At 36.4% G+C, this 15509-nt stretch carries 19 protein-coding genes and 1 riboswitch; of the genes, 2 read left to right on the forward strand and 17 right to left on the reverse strand.

Annotated elements, in window-relative coordinates; translation table 11 throughout:
* The first annotated feature begins 50 nt into the window (after positions 1 to 50).
* Complete coding sequence (locus EK386_RS00890; protein ID WP_126657121.1) at positions 51 to 653, forward strand: hypothetical protein; 603 nt, start codon at positions 51 to 53, stop codon at positions 651 to 653.
* A gap of 51 nt (positions 654 to 704) precedes the next feature.
* Here the strand turns inward: EK386_RS00890 and EK386_RS00895 are convergent, their stop codons facing one another.
* The 10 genes from EK386_RS00895 to EK386_RS00940 form a co-directional block, all read right to left on the reverse strand.
* Positions 705 to 1025, reverse strand: coding sequence for a heme oxygenase (locus tag EK386_RS00895; protein ID WP_126657122.1), 321 nt, complete (start codon positions 1023 to 1025; stop codon positions 705 to 707).
* A gap of 178 nt (positions 1026 to 1203) precedes the next feature.
* Positions 1204 to 1878 (reverse strand): hypothetical protein, encoded by a 675-nt coding sequence (locus EK386_RS00900; RefSeq protein WP_126657123.1) that lies wholly within the window; start codon positions 1876 to 1878, stop codon positions 1204 to 1206.
* Complete coding sequence (locus tag EK386_RS00905) at positions 1875 to 2369, reverse strand: ECF transporter S component (protein WP_126657124.1); 495 nt, start codon at positions 2367 to 2369, stop codon at positions 1875 to 1877. Before EK386_RS00905 ends, EK386_RS00900 begins: the two co-directional genes overlap by 4 nt.
* On the reverse strand, positions 2356 to 2784 hold the full coding sequence (locus EK386_RS00910) for a bifunctional adenosylcobinamide kinase/adenosylcobinamide-phosphate guanylyltransferase (protein WP_126657125.1): 429 nt from the start codon (positions 2782 to 2784) through the stop codon (positions 2356 to 2358). The genes EK386_RS00905 and EK386_RS00910 overlap by 14 nt, the downstream gene beginning before the upstream one ends.
* On the reverse strand, positions 2736 to 3335 hold the full coding sequence (locus EK386_RS00915) for a histidine phosphatase family protein (RefSeq protein ID WP_126657126.1): 600 nt from the start codon (positions 3333 to 3335) through the stop codon (positions 2736 to 2738). The genes EK386_RS00910 and EK386_RS00915 overlap by 49 nt, the downstream gene beginning before the upstream one ends.
* Positions 3308 to 4081 carry an adenosylcobinamide-GDP ribazoletransferase gene (cobS, locus tag EK386_RS00920; protein WP_126657127.1) on the reverse strand — a complete coding sequence of 258 codons (774 nt, stop codon included), beginning with the start codon at positions 4079 to 4081 and terminating at the stop codon, positions 3308 to 3310. Before cobS ends, EK386_RS00915 begins: the two co-directional genes overlap by 28 nt.
* An 11-nt stretch (positions 4082 to 4092) precedes the next feature.
* Positions 4093 to 4656 (reverse strand): bifunctional adenosylcobinamide kinase/adenosylcobinamide-phosphate guanylyltransferase, encoded by a 564-nt coding sequence (locus EK386_RS00925; protein WP_126657128.1) that lies wholly within the window; start codon positions 4654 to 4656, stop codon positions 4093 to 4095.
* A 137-nt stretch (positions 4657 to 4793) separates the two neighbouring features.
* A riboswitch (cobalamin riboswitch) is annotated at positions 4794 to 4953 on the reverse strand.
* 84 nt (positions 4954 to 5037) lie between these two features.
* A complete protein-coding gene (locus EK386_RS00930; RefSeq protein WP_126657129.1) occupies positions 5038 to 5448 on the reverse strand; it encodes a Fur family transcriptional regulator in 411 nt (136 codons plus the stop codon).
* Positions 5445 to 6305, reverse strand: coding sequence for a metal ABC transporter permease (locus tag EK386_RS00935; RefSeq protein WP_126657130.1), 861 nt, complete (start codon positions 6303 to 6305; stop codon positions 5445 to 5447). Before EK386_RS00935 ends, EK386_RS00930 begins: the two co-directional genes overlap by 4 nt.
* 15 nt (positions 6306 to 6320) lie before the next feature.
* Positions 6321 to 7067, reverse strand: a complete 747-nt coding sequence (locus tag EK386_RS00940; RefSeq protein ID WP_126657131.1) for a metal ABC transporter ATP-binding protein — start codon at positions 7065 to 7067, stop codon at positions 6321 to 6323.
* Positions 7068 to 7191: 124 nt separating this feature from the next.
* On the opposite strand from EK386_RS00940, the gene EK386_RS00945 reads away from it, so the two are divergent.
* The gene (locus EK386_RS00945) at positions 7192 to 7443 is read left to right on the forward strand and encodes a DUF2624 family protein (RefSeq protein WP_126657132.1); all 252 of its coding nucleotides are present in this window, start codon (positions 7192 to 7194) and stop codon (positions 7441 to 7443) included.
* A 28-nt stretch (positions 7444 to 7471) separates the two neighbouring features.
* On the opposite strand, the gene dacB (EK386_RS00950) is transcribed toward EK386_RS00945, so the two are convergent.
* The 7 genes from dacB (EK386_RS00950) to EK386_RS00980 form a co-directional block, all read right to left on the reverse strand.
* On the reverse strand, positions 7472 to 8896 hold the full coding sequence (dacB, locus tag EK386_RS00950; RefSeq protein ID WP_126657133.1) for a D-alanyl-D-alanine carboxypeptidase/D-alanyl-D-alanine endopeptidase: 1425 nt from the start codon (positions 8894 to 8896) through the stop codon (positions 7472 to 7474).
* A gap of 112 nt (positions 8897 to 9008) precedes the next feature.
* The gene (dacB, locus tag EK386_RS00955; RefSeq protein WP_126657134.1) at positions 9009 to 10448 is read right to left on the reverse strand and encodes a D-alanyl-D-alanine carboxypeptidase/D-alanyl-D-alanine endopeptidase; all 1440 of its coding nucleotides are present in this window, start codon (positions 10446 to 10448) and stop codon (positions 9009 to 9011) included.
* A gap of 114 nt (positions 10449 to 10562) precedes the next feature.
* On the reverse strand, positions 10563 to 11453 hold the full coding sequence (locus EK386_RS00960) for a deoxyribonuclease IV (RefSeq protein ID WP_126657135.1): 891 nt from the start codon (positions 11451 to 11453) through the stop codon (positions 10563 to 10565).
* 18 nt (positions 11454 to 11471) lie between these two features.
* Complete coding sequence (locus EK386_RS00965) at positions 11472 to 12770, reverse strand: DEAD/DEAH box helicase (protein ID WP_126657136.1); 1299 nt, start codon at positions 12768 to 12770, stop codon at positions 11472 to 11474.
* Between the two features lie 220 nt (positions 12771 to 12990).
* A complete protein-coding gene (locus EK386_RS00970) occupies positions 12991 to 13959 on the reverse strand; it encodes a 4-hydroxy-3-methylbut-2-enyl diphosphate reductase (RefSeq protein ID WP_126657137.1) in 969 nt (322 codons plus the stop codon).
* 92 nt (positions 13960 to 14051) lie between these two features.
* The gene (vrrA, locus tag EK386_RS00975; RefSeq protein WP_126657138.1) at positions 14052 to 14660 is read right to left on the reverse strand and encodes a VrrA/YqfQ family protein; all 609 of its coding nucleotides are present in this window, start codon (positions 14658 to 14660) and stop codon (positions 14052 to 14054) included.
* 141 nt (positions 14661 to 14801) lie between these two features.
* Positions 14802 to 15494 carry a response regulator gene (locus EK386_RS00980; RefSeq protein WP_126657139.1) on the reverse strand — a complete coding sequence of 231 codons (693 nt, stop codon included), beginning with the start codon at positions 15492 to 15494 and terminating at the stop codon, positions 14802 to 14804.
* Positions 15495 to 15509: the final 15 nt, after the last annotated feature.

The raw sequence follows: 15509 nt of genomic DNA on the forward strand, positions 1-15509 counted from the left end.
ATCTAAATTCTTACAAATATATAAACTTATTACCAAAGGAGTGTGTACTGATGTATCGAAATCTTTCCGTTGATCATAGTCTTTTTTACATAGAACAACATCATTTGGACACCTTTTTATCAATAGCAGAACAAATGGAAAGCTACGATCATATCGTGAAGGAAGCTGCTTTACATAAAGAAGACGCGTGGGCCATTGTCTTTAATGCATGGTTATTATTGCAACCGGATGAAAAAAATCATATTTTAATTCAATCGGTTGATAAAAGTCTTATTTATAGTTCAAACTTTATTATTTATCAAGCTGTGACCCAAGACAGTCATTTTCAAAGCATCAAACAACGAAAAGATGCGACACCCGAATTATTATTCTTAGCTGCCCTATATTTAGCAACTGGGCTCAATGAATGGTTCTTATATGTGATGAAAACATATAACATATCCTATATGGCAGAAAAAAATAAAGAACAGGGCTATTTTAATATTCAATACCGAACAGAAGATGAGATTCAGTCGTTTTTAGAAGATCAAGCATTGTTTATTAAAGCGACGATACAAGAATTGAAAACGGATTCTTTTTCTAAGATAATTAAAAAAAGCTGTGAAAATGCATACTTCTTATATTTAGAAAACTTTGTTAACCAGCAAGTTTAAATCCTACATATAAAATTAGAAGCCATCTCAAAGTCGAGATGGCTTCTAATTTTATTTAGATATGGATGAGACAATTTCTGCTACAATGATTTGACTGCTAATTACTGGGCTATCTGGATTTGGTTCGCCATTTGCCGGTCTTTTATGAGCTGCCTTAAAAGCATCACTTTCACGCCACACAGCAAAATCTTCTAACGTCTCCCAAAACATTACAACACTCATTTCATCATAATCTTCAAATTGCGTGCTAACGTTTACCTCTACTTTATTAAACCCTTTAAATTCTTGTAATGGCCCTGGTTTAGTAAAATTTGGCGCCATTTTATGTGCCATCCCTTTTTTCATTTTAATTCGATTCGTTACTGTGTACATCGTTTTCTCTCCCCTAATTAGATTTATCCCGCATTAACGGGCAGTAAGACTCCCACTTCAAGATTTTAGTGAAGCGAAAAAGATAAGTGGGAGATTAACTGCCCGTAAAAGCCCGATTGGTTAAACTAACAATGGGTGGGGGATGAAGAAAACCCCCACTCATTGAAGTTTCACTTTATTAGCAAATTTTCAACTTTTCAATTGGCGCTGTAATAGAATCTTGGAATTGATCCAATTGTTCCCGATCAACGGCTACAATGACACACGTTGATGGTCCACCAGATTTTTCCAATGGCAAATTGCATTGAATTTCATTATTTTTAAAAATTTCTTTACACTCTGCTTTGATTCCTTTTGAACCAACTGGCCACACATGTTTAATGACTTTCATTTTTATTAAGAGCAGTAATTCCTCTAATTTCGCCACATCTTCTGGTTGATTTACTACTTCTTCCCCTACAAGTGGCTTTCCAACAATAAACCAATCACAATTTTCTTCATTTACTTCAAAAACAACTTTTCCAATTACGGTCAAACTAAGGCCTGATTGTAGTGAGTCAAAGTTTGATTCAGTTGAACCATTTAGCGGAGGCATTTTTTCACCTAGCTCCGCAAAAACTTTACGAAAGCCCTTTTCATAGTCTTGCCATGCTTCTTGGTTCGTAAAATTGGCTAAAAACAAATGTGTTGGATGTGCACCCGCGCACCATTGCTCTAAAATCGACACACGAGCAGAGTAATAAGCAGCCAATTCATTTGGCACTTTTACTACATCTTGTTCCTTTTCTCCGATACATCCTGAATTATCAATTGTGACAACAAGATCTTTATCAATTTTTATCGCATTTCTCATATTTGTGTTACCTTTCGATTACTCAATACCTTACTTAGCATTGGCATTACCACTATCACTATTATAACATTAATTATCGTTGCGACGAGTAAACTAGGTAATGCGGAAAGATAAAAAGCGGGCGAAATAATAAAATAAAATGGGAATGGCGAAAGAATACCATTTGCAACAACTAAAAATACCCATTTGAACATTGTGAAACCATTTTTATGTAAAATGTTAAAGAAAAATACAATGATAAACATTTCTGCAGCAATTAAAAAATGGAATGGTCCGAGTGGAAACCCTGATGTTAATGCCGTGGCAAGATGACCTAAAGCACCAGCCACTCCTGAAAAGATGGGTGGTAAAAATGCCACACTCAAAAATGCAGGTGCTGAATCAAGTGCAGCAGTCGTAATAAACCCTGGTACTTTAATAAAACTACCAATTACACAAAGTGCTGCAATTAAAGCGGTTAATGTCATTAATTTTAGTTTAGAATGTGTCATTGTCAACACTCCCCTTTATATATTGTGGTATTCCGTACCAAATACGTACCACCGTTTCGCTCTCTTCAAACAACCTTTGATATAACCTCCCACAAGCATCACGTATTTTTCTTTGCTCTGCTTCTAATGGCACAATGCCTCGACCGATATCTGTACAAATGCAAATCAAGTTGGTTGAGCTATTAAAGCTTTTTAATTTTTCCATAATGCTTTCCGCTATTTCAATTTCATCTAAATGTGCCATTGCTTTTATTATATTTTCGAAGTTTCCAATAATAAGATAATCATCCTTAGAAAATTGGGTCGTTGGTAGTGTCCCTTCATAATAGTAAAGATGGTTTTGTGGAATATGGATAAGGATTTTTTTTACAAATTCTCTTTTACCATTATAGGCGCCACCGATAATAATTCGCATGGAAGACCTCCTTTCAAATTTGAAACTTCAGACCATTTTAATGTATAGATCATGCGATGATTTGCGACTGTTTCTCGAAAAGCTTGATTTTTAGAACCAAATGTAGCTAATAACACTTTAATTACACCGCCGTGGACAACAAATGTATAAGTAGATGGTTTTGTTACGATGACTTTAAAACAATCTAATACTCTATCGGAAAAATCTTGAAAACTTTCACCATTCGGAATTGTAATTTGTTGCGGAAAGTCAATCCATTTTCGATAAATGGGGTTGTTTTTTAATTGATCATAGGTTTTCATTTCAAAATCACCGAAATTTAATTCACGTAGCTGTTCATAGGATTGATAACTTGCCTGTGGGAAATATAATTTCGCCGTCTCCATGCATCTCTTTAAATCACTGCCATAAACGATTTGCGGTTGCAAAGGAATCGTAAACTGGTTATTCTCCATCACGATGGATTCATCCGTCCACCCAATATACTTACGCTCGTAATTTGCTCGTGTCTTTTCGTGTCGGATTAAATGAACAACAACAGAATTCCCCATAAACATAACTCCATTCCCTCATATAGCGCACCTAATAAATCGCCTGTCATCCCGCCAAAATGGTTCTTTGTCCAAATACGATAAAGGAAAACAATCCCTACCATCGATCCAAACAAAATGAAGAGATACGGCATTGAAAAATAAAGGAGTGCAGCTAGTAGAATCATCGAATAAATAATAACCGCTTGCCATACCTTCTTATGGATTACTTGAGATTTAAAATAGGCTGCTAAACCTTTTTGCTTCACACTTTCCATCGTTAAAAAATAGAGCAACATACTTAGGCGACAAAGAATTGGCACAACAACCAAATATATAACCAATTCCTTTTTTCCACTATTAAGTAGTTCAAAAATAAATGCAATTTTCAGAATCAACAAAACAACTAAACTAATTGCTCCAAAAGCACCTACTCTAGAATCTTCTAGTATTTCTAACCTTCTTTTTTGATCTTGGTAGGAAAAATAGGCGTCTCCCATATCAATCCAACCATCTAAATGCAAGCCACCTGTCATCACAATATTCGCTATTACAATCATAATCGCTAAAAATAAAGTGGAAAATTGGAAATAATGGTCATTTAGGAACAAGATGAATGCAATGGTCAATCCCATAAGAAGACCAATTACAGGCATTAACGTATACATTGCCGTAACTGTTTGACGATTCATCGGCAACTGTTTTCTTACGGGAATGGATGTGAAGAATTGGAACGTTAATAACAACCCGATTAGCCCACTTTTCATTGTGACACCCCCTATTTCCAACGTTTTAAAATACGATAGTCCATTTCATATGCTTCGTCACACATTGCAACAATCCACTGATGTAGCTCACCAAGTAACTTGCGATAGAGATTTACTTCTACATAGTTTGATGATGGCTCATCTAGTACTTCGTTTGATACGATCATGATAATAACCTTATTTTCTTTCCATCTTTTTATATAGGTTTTTAACTCCATAATATACGTATTGATCCGACTTAATCGTTCTTCATCGTGTAATTTTTCCGTCTTAAACAATACATTGTTTAACCAAGTCGTAATACAATCCCATAAGACAATATCCATTTCTGTAAATGTCATAAGTTGTGGATGAAAGTCATCACGAACTTCAATGGTTTTCCATTGATATGGGGAACTTAAACGATCTTGTTGATGACGTTGTATCCTTTGTTCCATTTCTTGATCGAAAGCAACACCTGATGCAATATATACTAATGAATTTCGTGTGCTTGACATATGTTCTATTGCATACCGCTCTGCAAATGCACTTTTGCCACTTCTTACACCGCCAGTAATAAAAACAACCTTTCCCATACACAACTCCTTTCGCGTGTATTTTTGCCAAAAGAAAAAGCCACCCTAGAATGGATGGCAGTAGTCAAAAGAATATTTACATACTATATATATTCACAACAATTTTGCCGTACATTCTCTTTATTTCCGAAGAGGTTTGTGACGAACAGAAAAAGACTGGTTACCTGGCTTATGCTAATATCGAACAATTTAATGGTCCATTGTCCTTTTACTAGCACATACAGTTGCGGATACAGCTTCGGCCTCACACCGAATTCCCCAAAAGCTACAATGAGCATCTTTTTCCTGCAAGCTTATTCACTTAATAAAAATGTAACATACTCCAAAAAAGAATGGTATCAATTTTAGGGTTCCTAGTTTTTTCATTACATTTTGAAGGAATTATTGGCAGTTTGCACATTTTCCATAAATCTCAAATTTATGCGATTCAATCGTGCAACCTGGGAGTTTTTCGTTAATCATTTCCATTGGGCAGACCGGTATTTCCTTTACATTTCCACAATCCATGCAAATAAAGTGGTGATGGTGGTGTTCTGATTCACATTGCATTCGGAAATTACGCTCACCATTTAATTCTGTTTCTTCTAAAATTCCAACCTCGACAAAAGTAGATAAATTTCGATAAATTGTATCAAAGCTCATGCCAGGGAAATCCTTCTTTAACACAGATAATAGGTCACGAGCTGTTAAATATTTATCCGTTTCTTCAAAGAGATTTAATATTAATTCTCGTTTATCCGTTTTTTTATATCCGTGATCTTTTAATACTTCCCATGCTCGTGTTATATTCACTTCAAATTAGACCCTTTCTGTTTCATTTTTAGTGCGATTTTTTTCCCGAAAATGACGAGTAATAAAATGAAGATAGATGTGATGACAATTGTCCCACCTGGTTGTAAATCTAAATAAAAAGCACTGACTAAGCCAATAATGACCGCAGTTTCCCCAAACAGAATCGAGTAGATGATCGTCTGTTTAAACCCTTTTGCAATTCGCATACTTGCGGCAACCGGTAGTGTTATTAACGATGAAACAAGCAAAATCCCCACAATCCGCATACTTGCAGCAATCACTAATGCAACCACAATCATGAATAACAGATGAATCCATTTCGCAGGCAACCCACTTGCTTTTGCATATTCCTCATCAAAAGATAATACAAACATTTCTTTAAAGAATGCATAAAGAAACAAAATCACAACAATGGCGATTGTAAGGACTACCCATAAATCATGCCTAGAAACAGCGGAAATAGAGCCGAATAAATAACTCATAATATCCGTGTTAAAACCACTTGCTAATGAAATAAAAATCGCACTAAGACCAATTCCACCCGACATAATAATTGGGATCGCTAGCTCTTCATAATGTTTATATAAACTACGTAATCTTTCAATTAAAATGGAGCCACTTACAGAAGCGACAATTCCTAGATAAATAGGATTCAATAAAGCGAATGCAGTAAACGTTTGACTTAAGTATAAACTTCCCGCTATCCCAGCTAACGTGACATGGGAAAGTGCATCCGCTATGAGTGACATTCGACGAACAACGATAAAAACCCCTAGCATCGGTGCAATGACCCCAATAACAAGCCCTGAGAAAAAGGCATTTTGTAAAAATTCAAATTTTAATAGTGCTTCAATCATTTTGCCTTCTCCTCTTTAATGAATCTTTCTTACTGCATGGCCTTGCCACTTATCTAATTGTTCTTGGGAAATGGAATCAAATTCTTGTTTGTATCCATGGAAATGAATCGTTTGATTTAAACAGGCAACATGACTTACTCGATTGGATACGGTATCGACGTCATGGGTTACTAAAATAATTGTTATATTTTGTTCCTTGTTTAGTGATGCCAACATATCATAAAACGATTGAACATTTTCATGATCAATCCCGACTGTCGGTTCATCTAGAACTAATACTTTAGGCTTAGCAATTAATGCCCGGGCAATAAATACACGTTGTTGCTGACCACCAGAAAGTTGCCCGATATTTGCCGTGCTAAACTGTTCCATACCAACTGCCATTAATGCCTGTTGTACTTGTTGTTTTGCATCGTTTGGTAGTCGTTTAAATAAACCACTTTTTTTCGTCAAACCGCTCTTGACAACTTCTTCCACAGTTGCCGGAAATCCCGAATTAAAGGCATTTGACTTTTGTGAAACATAACCAATCCATTCTCTTTGGCGAAACGTATCACTTGGTTGGCCAAAAAGTGAAATTTCTCCAGCGAGTGGCTTTAAAAGTCCTAATAAAATTTTTAATAAAGTTGATTTTCCTGAACCATTCGGACCAAGTATGGCTAGAAAATCCCCTTTTTCCACTTTAAATGAAATATTGTTTAATACTTGTGTGTATTCATATTGGAAAGAAACATTTTTCATTTCAATAATTGTTTCACTCATTCGATCGCTTCTTTCTAATTCATAATCATTACGATTTACATTTTGATAGTATAGTTGATTCAAATTTATTTGTAAAGGAATTTTGACTGATTATAAGTTCACTATATTGTGAAAGGATGAAACTTTGAAACAATTTGAGTTAATTGAAGCTTTTTTATCCATGTCTGATAAGGAAATTGTCAACTATGCGAAACAATACGATGTACATTTGTCTGTACAGGAAGTTAGAAGTTTACGCCCTCTTGTACACCGCGCAAACATCACTTGGATTATTACGGGCATACCAAATTCATTTTTACGAGATGTCGAGCAAATTATCGGTAGAAAGAAATTAAAAAAACTACTTCAATATTACGATTTGTATAAACAAAAATGAGGTTTACCACTAATACGGTAAACCTCTCCTAATATTGAGTAACGATTTTCTTTAACACTTCATCAATTTCATCAATTTTATTTGATGGTTGATTGTTCGTTAAAATCGCAAAAGCTAGTGTTCGACCACTTTTTGTATTTACATAACCAGCCAATGTATACACACCGGAAATATGGCCAGTTTTGGCGATGATTCGATCTTTATAAGGCGCTAGTAAAAACCTTTTCCTTAGAGAACCACCTTCAATTCGATCCTCTTGCCCGCCAATCGGCAAGCTTGTATAGAATGTCTCGAAATTCGGTTCATCCTGTACTTTAATTAATAATTGCGAAAGTTCATTTGCGGTCAATCGATTATTATGGGATATGCCCGACCCATCTTCCAAAAACCATTGATCCATTGTTAACCCCATCGATTGGCCATATATTTTGAGCGCCTTTACCCCGTAGTCGGTTTGACCTTTTCCATAAACTTCTTTTCCCATTGTTTTTACGAGAATATCTGCAATACTATTGTTACTTAATTTTAAAAATGGCTTAATTAAGTTTTTTAATGCTGTTGAATGTTTTGCATAGAGCAATATTGCATTTTTGGGGATCTTTTTTCGCTCAATGTTTGCATTTGGAGAAAACGTAATCCCTTCTTCTTCAAAGGTTTGTTTGATGGCATGTAACGTATTAATGGTTGGATCCTGTAACGTGACCCAATCTTTAAATGGATCCCCTACTGGTAGGTTCCCTGAGACAATAATGGTATTTGTTTGATATTGCCGTTTAATTTCAATGGTTGTTTTATCATTCGGTGAAACGGTCCTCGCATTATTTTGGATCATCATCCCACTTAGATTTGGGATTGCACGAATATCCGGTGCCTGACCTATCTTTGTTGGAATGGCCTCGATAATTAATGTACCCGCATCATAATCATTATCCGGAGACATGGTGATGGCTGACGTTCTTGCCGCGTAGTAATAGCTTTCATCTGAACTTACGATTCCTGGCGTTAGTTGATCCCCTGAAAAAGCAAAGTCATCACCATAAATATTACCAGAAATTTTCCGAATACCATAAAATTTTAATGCTGCCGCAAAGGTTTCAAAATTTTGCTTTTGAAGTGTTGGGTCTCCTTCTCCTTTAATGTATACATCCCCTTTCAGCTCATCCACTACCACTTCCCCATCAATGTAGAGTTTTGTATGAAAGCGATAATTGGAACCGAGAATATCAAGCGCCGCAGCTGCCGTCAACAACTTCAATGTAGATGCAGGTTTCATCGGTACATTGCCGTTCTTTTCGTAAAGTATTTCACCCGTATCAATGGTGCGAAGTGAAACACTAATACTGTTATTGCCCAATTGATGTTGGATAACTTGTTCTATATTTGATATTGCATGAAATTTTTGTACCGGGAATAATATCAGCATAATGACAATTAATAAATTAATTCTTTTCATCCATACCTCCTATAAGGATAGAGATATGTTTATTGTTCACTTCTTACTGAAATTTTATCTAATGAAAACAAAAAAACTCAAAATTCTACTAAAAAGAATTTTGAGCTTTCGATTAATAGGTTGTAATGATTTTTTTTACAATCGTATCAATTTGATTGCGGTAATGGTTATTTTTATGTTCTACTAAAATACTAAACGTAACCCATTTGCCACTCTTACCCTTGGCATAGCCTGCTAGCGTTGATACTTCATCCAGACTACCTGTTTTTGCCACGATATTATCTCTAAAAGGTGCTTGTGTAAAACGATTTTTTAACGTTCCACCAATGAGTCGATCACTATTCCCTGCTACCGGCAAGCTCGATAACATTACTGGATAAAATGGTGCTTGTTTTAAATTCACTAAAAGCAATGTTTGCTCATTGGCTGATACTTTATTTTTGTGTGACATACCTGAACCGTCTTCTAGTTGCCAATTTTCCATATTTAAGCCAATCGATTCGCCATATTCATTTAAAACGATTAGGCCATGTTCCCAATCACCGATATCATATTGAGTCTTCCCTAATGTTTTCACTAATATATCTGCAATACTATTATTACTTAATTTCAAAAACTTAGGCATTAATTGTTTTAGCGTTTGTGATTTTTTGACGGCAATCGATTCTGCAGTTGGTGGTGTTTTTAAATATCCGATTGTTGAATCTTTACTAAATTTAATTCCTTGTGTAACTAACGCACTTTTAAATGAATATAACGTACTTAAAGTTGGATGCTGCATCGTTGCCCATTCTTTTGTACTACTACCAAGTGGAATATTCCCTGATATCACAACTTGATTTGTATTGTGTTTTCTCACAATTTTTAAAGTGTTTTTAGAACCTTTTCCTACCGTTTTGGCATTGTTAATGAGTTGTAATCCACTTGTATTTGGTACAGCTGAAATAGATGGTGCAGCCCCCACTTTAGACCCATTTGCCGTTACGATAACTGTACTCGCATCATAGTCATCATTCGGGGATAGCGTTAAGGCCGTAATGGGCGCTGCATAATAGTATGTTTCATCCTCTGGGACAATACCAGGTGTTAATTTTGCCCCAGTAAACCAACTATCATCGGCATAAATATTACCATTCACTTGTTTGATGCCACCACTTTTTAACGTATAACTAAATGTAACGAAATCCTTTACTTGAAGTGTAGGATCTCCTTCACCTCGTAAATAAAGATTGCCATAAAGTATACCGTCTTTTACCTTTCCATCCGTTAGCACTTCCGTTGTGAACGTATAGTTTTCTCCTAATATATCTAACGCAGCAGCACTCGTTAATAGTTTTAAAGTAGATGCTGGTTTGATTGGATTATTCCCTTTATTTTCATAGAGTAAATTGCCTGAGCTTAATTCACGAATGGATACACTGTAATTCGTATTTCCTAAATTACTTTTCACTGTATTATCGATGGCGCTATTAGCCTGTGCATCTATTGTAAATAGTCCACTCATCAGTACAAATAAAATAGATAATATGTATAGTTTTAGTTGCCTTTGCACGAAATAAATTCCTCCTTTTTATACTCATTATAGTATAAATGGAAGCCCTTAGAAAATAGAAAAAAATAGTACTAGAATGCAAGATTAACATCCTAACACTATTTTGTAACTTACCTATTCACCACGTAATGCATCGATTTCTTCCGGTTTGTATTGACCTGTACGAAGCATTTCAATTTCATATTTGTATGGTGCGAGTTTATTTTTCGCATCTGTACCAACCCAAGGCGTTTCTAAAATCTTTGGTACGTCGATCAATGCTTCATGATGAACGATGTTGTATAACGCTTCAAAACCGATATGACCAAAACCGATATTTTCATGACGGTCTTTTCCGGCACCACATACATTTTTACTATCATTTACATGAACTACTTTAATTCGATCTATACCAATCAACTGATCAAATTGCTCGAGTACGCCCTCAAAATCGTTAATAATATCATAACCAGCATCATGGATATGGCAAGTATCAAGACAAACAGAAAGACGTTCATTATTTGTTACGCCATCGAAAATTTGCGCAAGTTCTTCAAAAGACCTACCAACTTCCGAACCTTTTCCAGCCATCGTTTCTAATGCAATTTGAACAGGGTGTTCTATCGTAAGGACTTCATTTAACCCTTCAATGATTTTGGCGATTCCCGCATCAACACCGGCTCCTACATGTGCACCTGGATGTAATACGATTTGTGTTGCACCGATTGCAGCAGTGCGTTCGATTTCTTTTTGTAAGAACTCGACACCGAGGGCAAATGTTTCTGGCTTTGTTGTATTGGCAATATTAATAATATAGGGTGCATGGACAATAATATTTGAAAGCCCATTCTCTTTCATATGCTCAAGTCCAGCTATGATATTTAATTCCTCAATGGGTTTACGACGAGTGTTTTGAGGTGCACCCGTATAAATCATAAAAGTAGATGCACCATAGGAAGCGGCTTCTTTACTTGACGCTAAAAGCATGTCCTTTCCACTCATTGAAACGTGTGAACCGATTAACATTCTCAAAAATCCTCCCTATTACTTCGAACGATTACGTTTTCTGCGCTCTTTCTTTTTAATTGCATCCATTTCCCACTTCATCGCACGTTTATAACCTGGTTTTACTTTTTTCGGTTTACGAACACGTGATTTTGCAATTTGATCAATTTCATTTTCCTGCTTCACGCGATTTTGACGGGCATGACGTTCTTTCAGTTCAATCCACTCGCCATTTTTCACATCTTTTTGTACGAATGGAATCCCCATTTTCTCTACACGAACAACTGCATCTTCATCTTCTGGTTCGAATAATGTAATGGCTGTCCCTTTATTCCCCGCGCGTGCAGTACGTCCAACACGGTGAATGAAGAACTCAAGATCTTCTGGAATTTCATAGTTAATCACATGGGAAATCCCTTGAATATCAATTCCGCGCGCAGCTAAATCCGTCGCCACAATATATTGGAATTCTAAATCGCGAATTTGTTTCATCATTTTTTTACGATCTCTTGGAGTTAGGTCACCATGAATTTGGCCTGTACGAATTCCTTCTTCCGCCAAGTATGCAGCAACTGCCTCTGCATTCTTTCTCGTGTTACAAAAAATAACCGCTAAAAACGGATTGATCGCTTCAATGACTTCCTTTAAGCGACGATTGCGGGATTTTGAACGGACTGGCACTAAAATAAAATCAATGCCTTCTGCAACAGGTCGTTTATCATTCATATGAATATGGACTGGAGATTCCATATATTTTTTCAAGAACGGTTTCAATTTTTCAGGAATCGTTGCTGAGAATACATACATCTCAAGATTTTCTGGCATAACAGAAGCAAAGCCATCAATTTCCTCGATGAATCCCATATCAAACGCTAAATCTGCCTCATCGACAACAAGAATCGGTGCAGTATGAACAAGTAAAGCATTTTCTTTCACTAAATCGCGAATTCGTCCAGGTGTACCTACAACAATTTGTGGCTGAGTTTTTAATTTATCAATTGAGCGTTGTTTATCTGTCCCACCAATAAATAATTTCGCTTGAATCGAAGTGTTTTCAATTAATTGGTTTAACGCATCAAAGATTTGTTGTGCCAGTTCACGTGTTGGCGATGTAATAATCGCTTGCACCTCTTGTTTTCCTTCGTTAATTCGTTGAACAATTGGTAATAAGAAACTGTGTGTTTTTCCCGTCCCAGTATGTGCTTGTCCAATTGCACTTTTCCCTTTTAAGATGAGAGGAATCATTTCTTTTTGAATCGGTGTCGGTTCAATAAATCCAAGCTCTGCTATTGCCTCTCTTAAAAATGGTTTAAAATCGTAATCTGTGTACTTCGACATTTTTCGTACCTCCTAATATGTTTTACTATTGTACCATTATGGAAAAATAAAGTGAAACTTAAAAGAGAAGGGATTTTTTCGTAATGTCCTACATTAGAAGTTGTCCAATTAATTCGAATCTTCTCTAAATACCATCTAACTAAAAAGCTTTCCCAGTAATAGTGTCCTTATAAAAGGAAAAACCAGGACAATTCATCCTGGCTTTACTATTTTATTCTATTTAGTTTGGTAAGATTTTCTCCACTGGTTTTGGTTCTTTAATTTTTGGAAGAATTTTATCTAGTGTTACCGTTCTAGTAATTTCGTGGGTAGATGGATCGGCTGGGTCGAATTTCTCTAAAAACGTAATGACTTCCTTCACAATTGGTGTTGGTGTTGAAGCCCCTGCCGTAACCGCTACTTTTTCAATCCCTTCTAACCATTCAAGTTTTAATTCTGATAAATCAGCAATTCGATAGGATGGTGTTCCTGCAATTTCTTCCGATACTTGCGTTAAGCGATTTGAGTTATTTGAACGAGGATCGCCTACAACGATTAACAATTCAGCATCCCCTGCTTGAGTAGCAACGGCTTCCTGGCGCACTTGTGTTGCAAGGCAAATCTCGCTATGCACTTCAATATGTGGGAACTTTTCTTGTAAACGATCCATTAAATGCTTTACATCCCATTGACTCATCGTCGTTTGGTTTGTAACTAATAGTTTGTCATTCTCTAACTCTAGCTCATTAACGTCTTCAATATTTTGAACTAAATGAACATGGTCTGGAGCAACACCAATCGCTCCTTCTGGTTCTGGGTGTCCTTTTTTACCAATATAAATAATATCGTAGCCTTCCGCAGATTTTTCGCGGATTAAATCATGGGTTACTGTTACGTCTGGACATGTTGCATCAATGGCAACTAGGCCTTTCTTTTTAGCAATTTCACGAATTTCTGGAGAAACCCCGTGTGCTGTAAAAATAACAGTACCTTCTTCTACTTGCTCAATAATATGTTTACGGTTATCGCCGTCTAATGTAATAATCCCTTCTTTTTCAAACGCATCCGTTACATGTTTATTGTGAACGATCATTCCTAATATATAAATTGGTTTTGGTAGTGATTTATCTAATGAGGCATTACGCGCAATAACCATCGCGTCAACAACACCGTAGCAATAGCCTCGTGGATTTATTTTAATGACTTGCATCATGTCAACTCCTTTAGTGTCCATAGAAATATTATAACGGAGTGACACGGTTTATACAAAGCATCCTTATTAATTTTTATCGATTTAATAGATTAGTCAAAATCATAAGGAGGCTGGAAAATTCTTGGTACGGAAGGTCTTTGGGCTATTGGTTTTCGGTTAGGTGGCGGACTTGTGGATCGATTTGATCTGTTCTGTCTACTTTCAGTTTGTCTTACATCTGGTTGTCTTTCTCTTTTTCTTCTTTGTGGTCTAGGTGGTTCATACTCAGGTTCATAGTCTTCTTCATAATCTTCTTCAAAATCATCGTACCCTTGTTCTGCTTCGTTCGTTTTTGGTGCAGATTGAAATCCTTTATATAATTTCCATAAAGCCGGTAAATTTTGAAGCATTGGTGTTGCTTGTTGAATCAATGGTTGGAAGCTTTGGGCTGTTGCCAACCATTTATTTGCAGTGTTCATAAATGAATCGAGTTTAGGTGATTGTGCATTAGGTGGGACTTGAGAACCTGGTGGCCCCGGTTGCCCCTGCCCCTGTTGAAAACCTTGATGGAAGCCTTGTGGTGGCATTTGATGAGGCATCATTCCAGGTGGAAATCGGCCTGGTGGTGGTGGCATTTGACGACCGAAACCTGGTCCTGGCCCACGAAATTGGTTGAATTGTTGACCATGCGGCATATGATTAAAACTAGATGGGCGCATATTAATCTCCTTTCTCGCAACTTAGACGAAGAGTGTTCTAAAAGCTATCATATGCAAATAGGTGTTTAAGTGTACTAAGAAAAGCGCTGAAGATAGACACGTTTAAGGGGCTATCATTAACTAGATAGCCCCTTTTTCACCCTATACAAAATAATGGTTAATCGGCCTACCGACACCACCATAATGAACATCTACTTTTATGAAATTTTGCTTTTCTAAAAAGTCTAAGTATCTTCTTGCGGTTACTCTTGCAACTCCAATGGCTGCTGCAACGTCATCGGCAGAAGCACCTTCTTTGGAATCCTTCAAAAACTTCAACACTTTATTCAAGGTGGATCGGTTAAATCCTTTTGGTAATTCCATCGACATACGCACTTCATTATTAGTTGATTCTTCAACTTCACGATAAGGGTGAATCATTTCATCTAACTCTTCTTGGGTCACATCTTGAACACCTATAGACAATTGTTTAAAGTGATAATAATTTAGAAGCGTTTGTTGTATTCTTTCAAATGTGAAGGGCTTCATAATATAATCGTAAACACCTAGATGTAATATTTGTTGAATCGTTTGCATATCATTCGCGGCCGTTACTGTGATAACGTCTACTGGTAAATTATCTGTTCGTATTTGTCGAAGGGTTTGAAGACCGTCTTGTTCGGGCATAAAAATATCCATAATGACTAGATCCGGTTTTAATTCAACAATTTTTTTATACCCTAGTACCCCATTGCTACACATATCTATCACTTTAAATGCTTCAACCCGCTCAATAAATTGACGATTTACTTCCCTTACCATTGGATCATCTTCGACAAGCAAGACTTTAATCATCATGTCCCCTCCTCT

This window comes from Lysinibacillus antri, from assembly GCF_003977595.1.
GTDB classification, from domain to species: Bacteria; Bacillota; Bacilli; order Bacillales_A; family Planococcaceae; genus Ureibacillus; species Ureibacillus antri.

Excerpts from the sequence above, each read along its gene's own strand:
- EK386_RS00925 (WP_126657128.1), bottom strand. The coding sequence starts at position 4,656 with ATGGGAAAGGTTGTTTTTATTACTGGCGGTGTAAGAAGTGGCAAAAGT.
- EK386_RS00980 (WP_126657139.1), bottom strand. The coding sequence starts at position 15,494 with ATGATTAAAGTCTTGCTTGTCGAAGATGATCCAATGGTAAGGGAAGTA.
- EK386_RS00935 (WP_126657130.1), bottom strand. The coding sequence starts at position 6,305 with ATGATTGAAGCACTATTAAAATTTGAATTTTTACAAAATGCCTTTTTC.
- EK386_RS00900 (WP_126657123.1), bottom strand. The coding sequence starts at position 1,878 with ATGAGAAATGCGATAAAAATTGATAAAGATCTTGTTGTCACAATTGAT.
- EK386_RS00890 (WP_126657121.1), top strand. The coding sequence starts at position 51 with ATGTATCGAAATCTTTCCGTTGATCATAGTCTTTTTTACATAGAACAA.
- EK386_RS00895 (WP_126657122.1), bottom strand. The coding sequence starts at position 1,025 with ATGTACACAGTAACGAATCGAATTAAAATGAAAAAAGGGATGGCACAT.
- vrrA (WP_126657138.1), bottom strand. The coding sequence starts at position 14,660 with ATGCGCCCATCTAGTTTTAATCATATGCCGCATGGTCAACAATTCAAC.
- EK386_RS00970 (WP_126657137.1), bottom strand. The coding sequence starts at position 13,959 with ATGCAAGTCATTAAAATAAATCCACGAGGCTATTGCTACGGTGTTGTT.
- EK386_RS00965 (WP_126657136.1), bottom strand. The coding sequence starts at position 12,770 with ATGTCGAAGTACACAGATTACGATTTTAAACCATTTTTAAGAGAGGCA.
- cobS (WP_126657127.1), bottom strand. The coding sequence starts at position 4,081 with ATGAAAAGTGGGCTAATCGGGTTGTTATTAACGTTCCAATTCTTCACA.
- EK386_RS00915 (WP_126657126.1), bottom strand. The coding sequence starts at position 3,335 with ATGGGGAATTCTGTTGTTGTTCATTTAATCCGACACGAAAAGACACGA.
- EK386_RS00905 (WP_126657124.1), bottom strand. The coding sequence starts at position 2,369 with ATGACACATTCTAAACTAAAATTAATGACATTAACCGCTTTAATTGCA.
- EK386_RS00960 (WP_126657135.1), bottom strand. The coding sequence starts at position 11,453 with ATGTTAATCGGTTCACACGTTTCAATGAGTGGAAAGGACATGCTTTTA.
- EK386_RS00940 (WP_126657131.1), bottom strand. The coding sequence starts at position 7,067 with ATGAGTGAAACAATTATTGAAATGAAAAATGTTTCTTTCCAATATGAA.
- dacB (WP_126657133.1), bottom strand. The coding sequence starts at position 8,896 with ATGAAAAGAATTAATTTATTAATTGTCATTATGCTGATATTATTCCCG.
- EK386_RS00910 (WP_126657125.1), bottom strand. The coding sequence starts at position 2,784 with ATGCGAATTATTATCGGTGGCGCCTATAATGGTAAAAGAGAATTTGTA.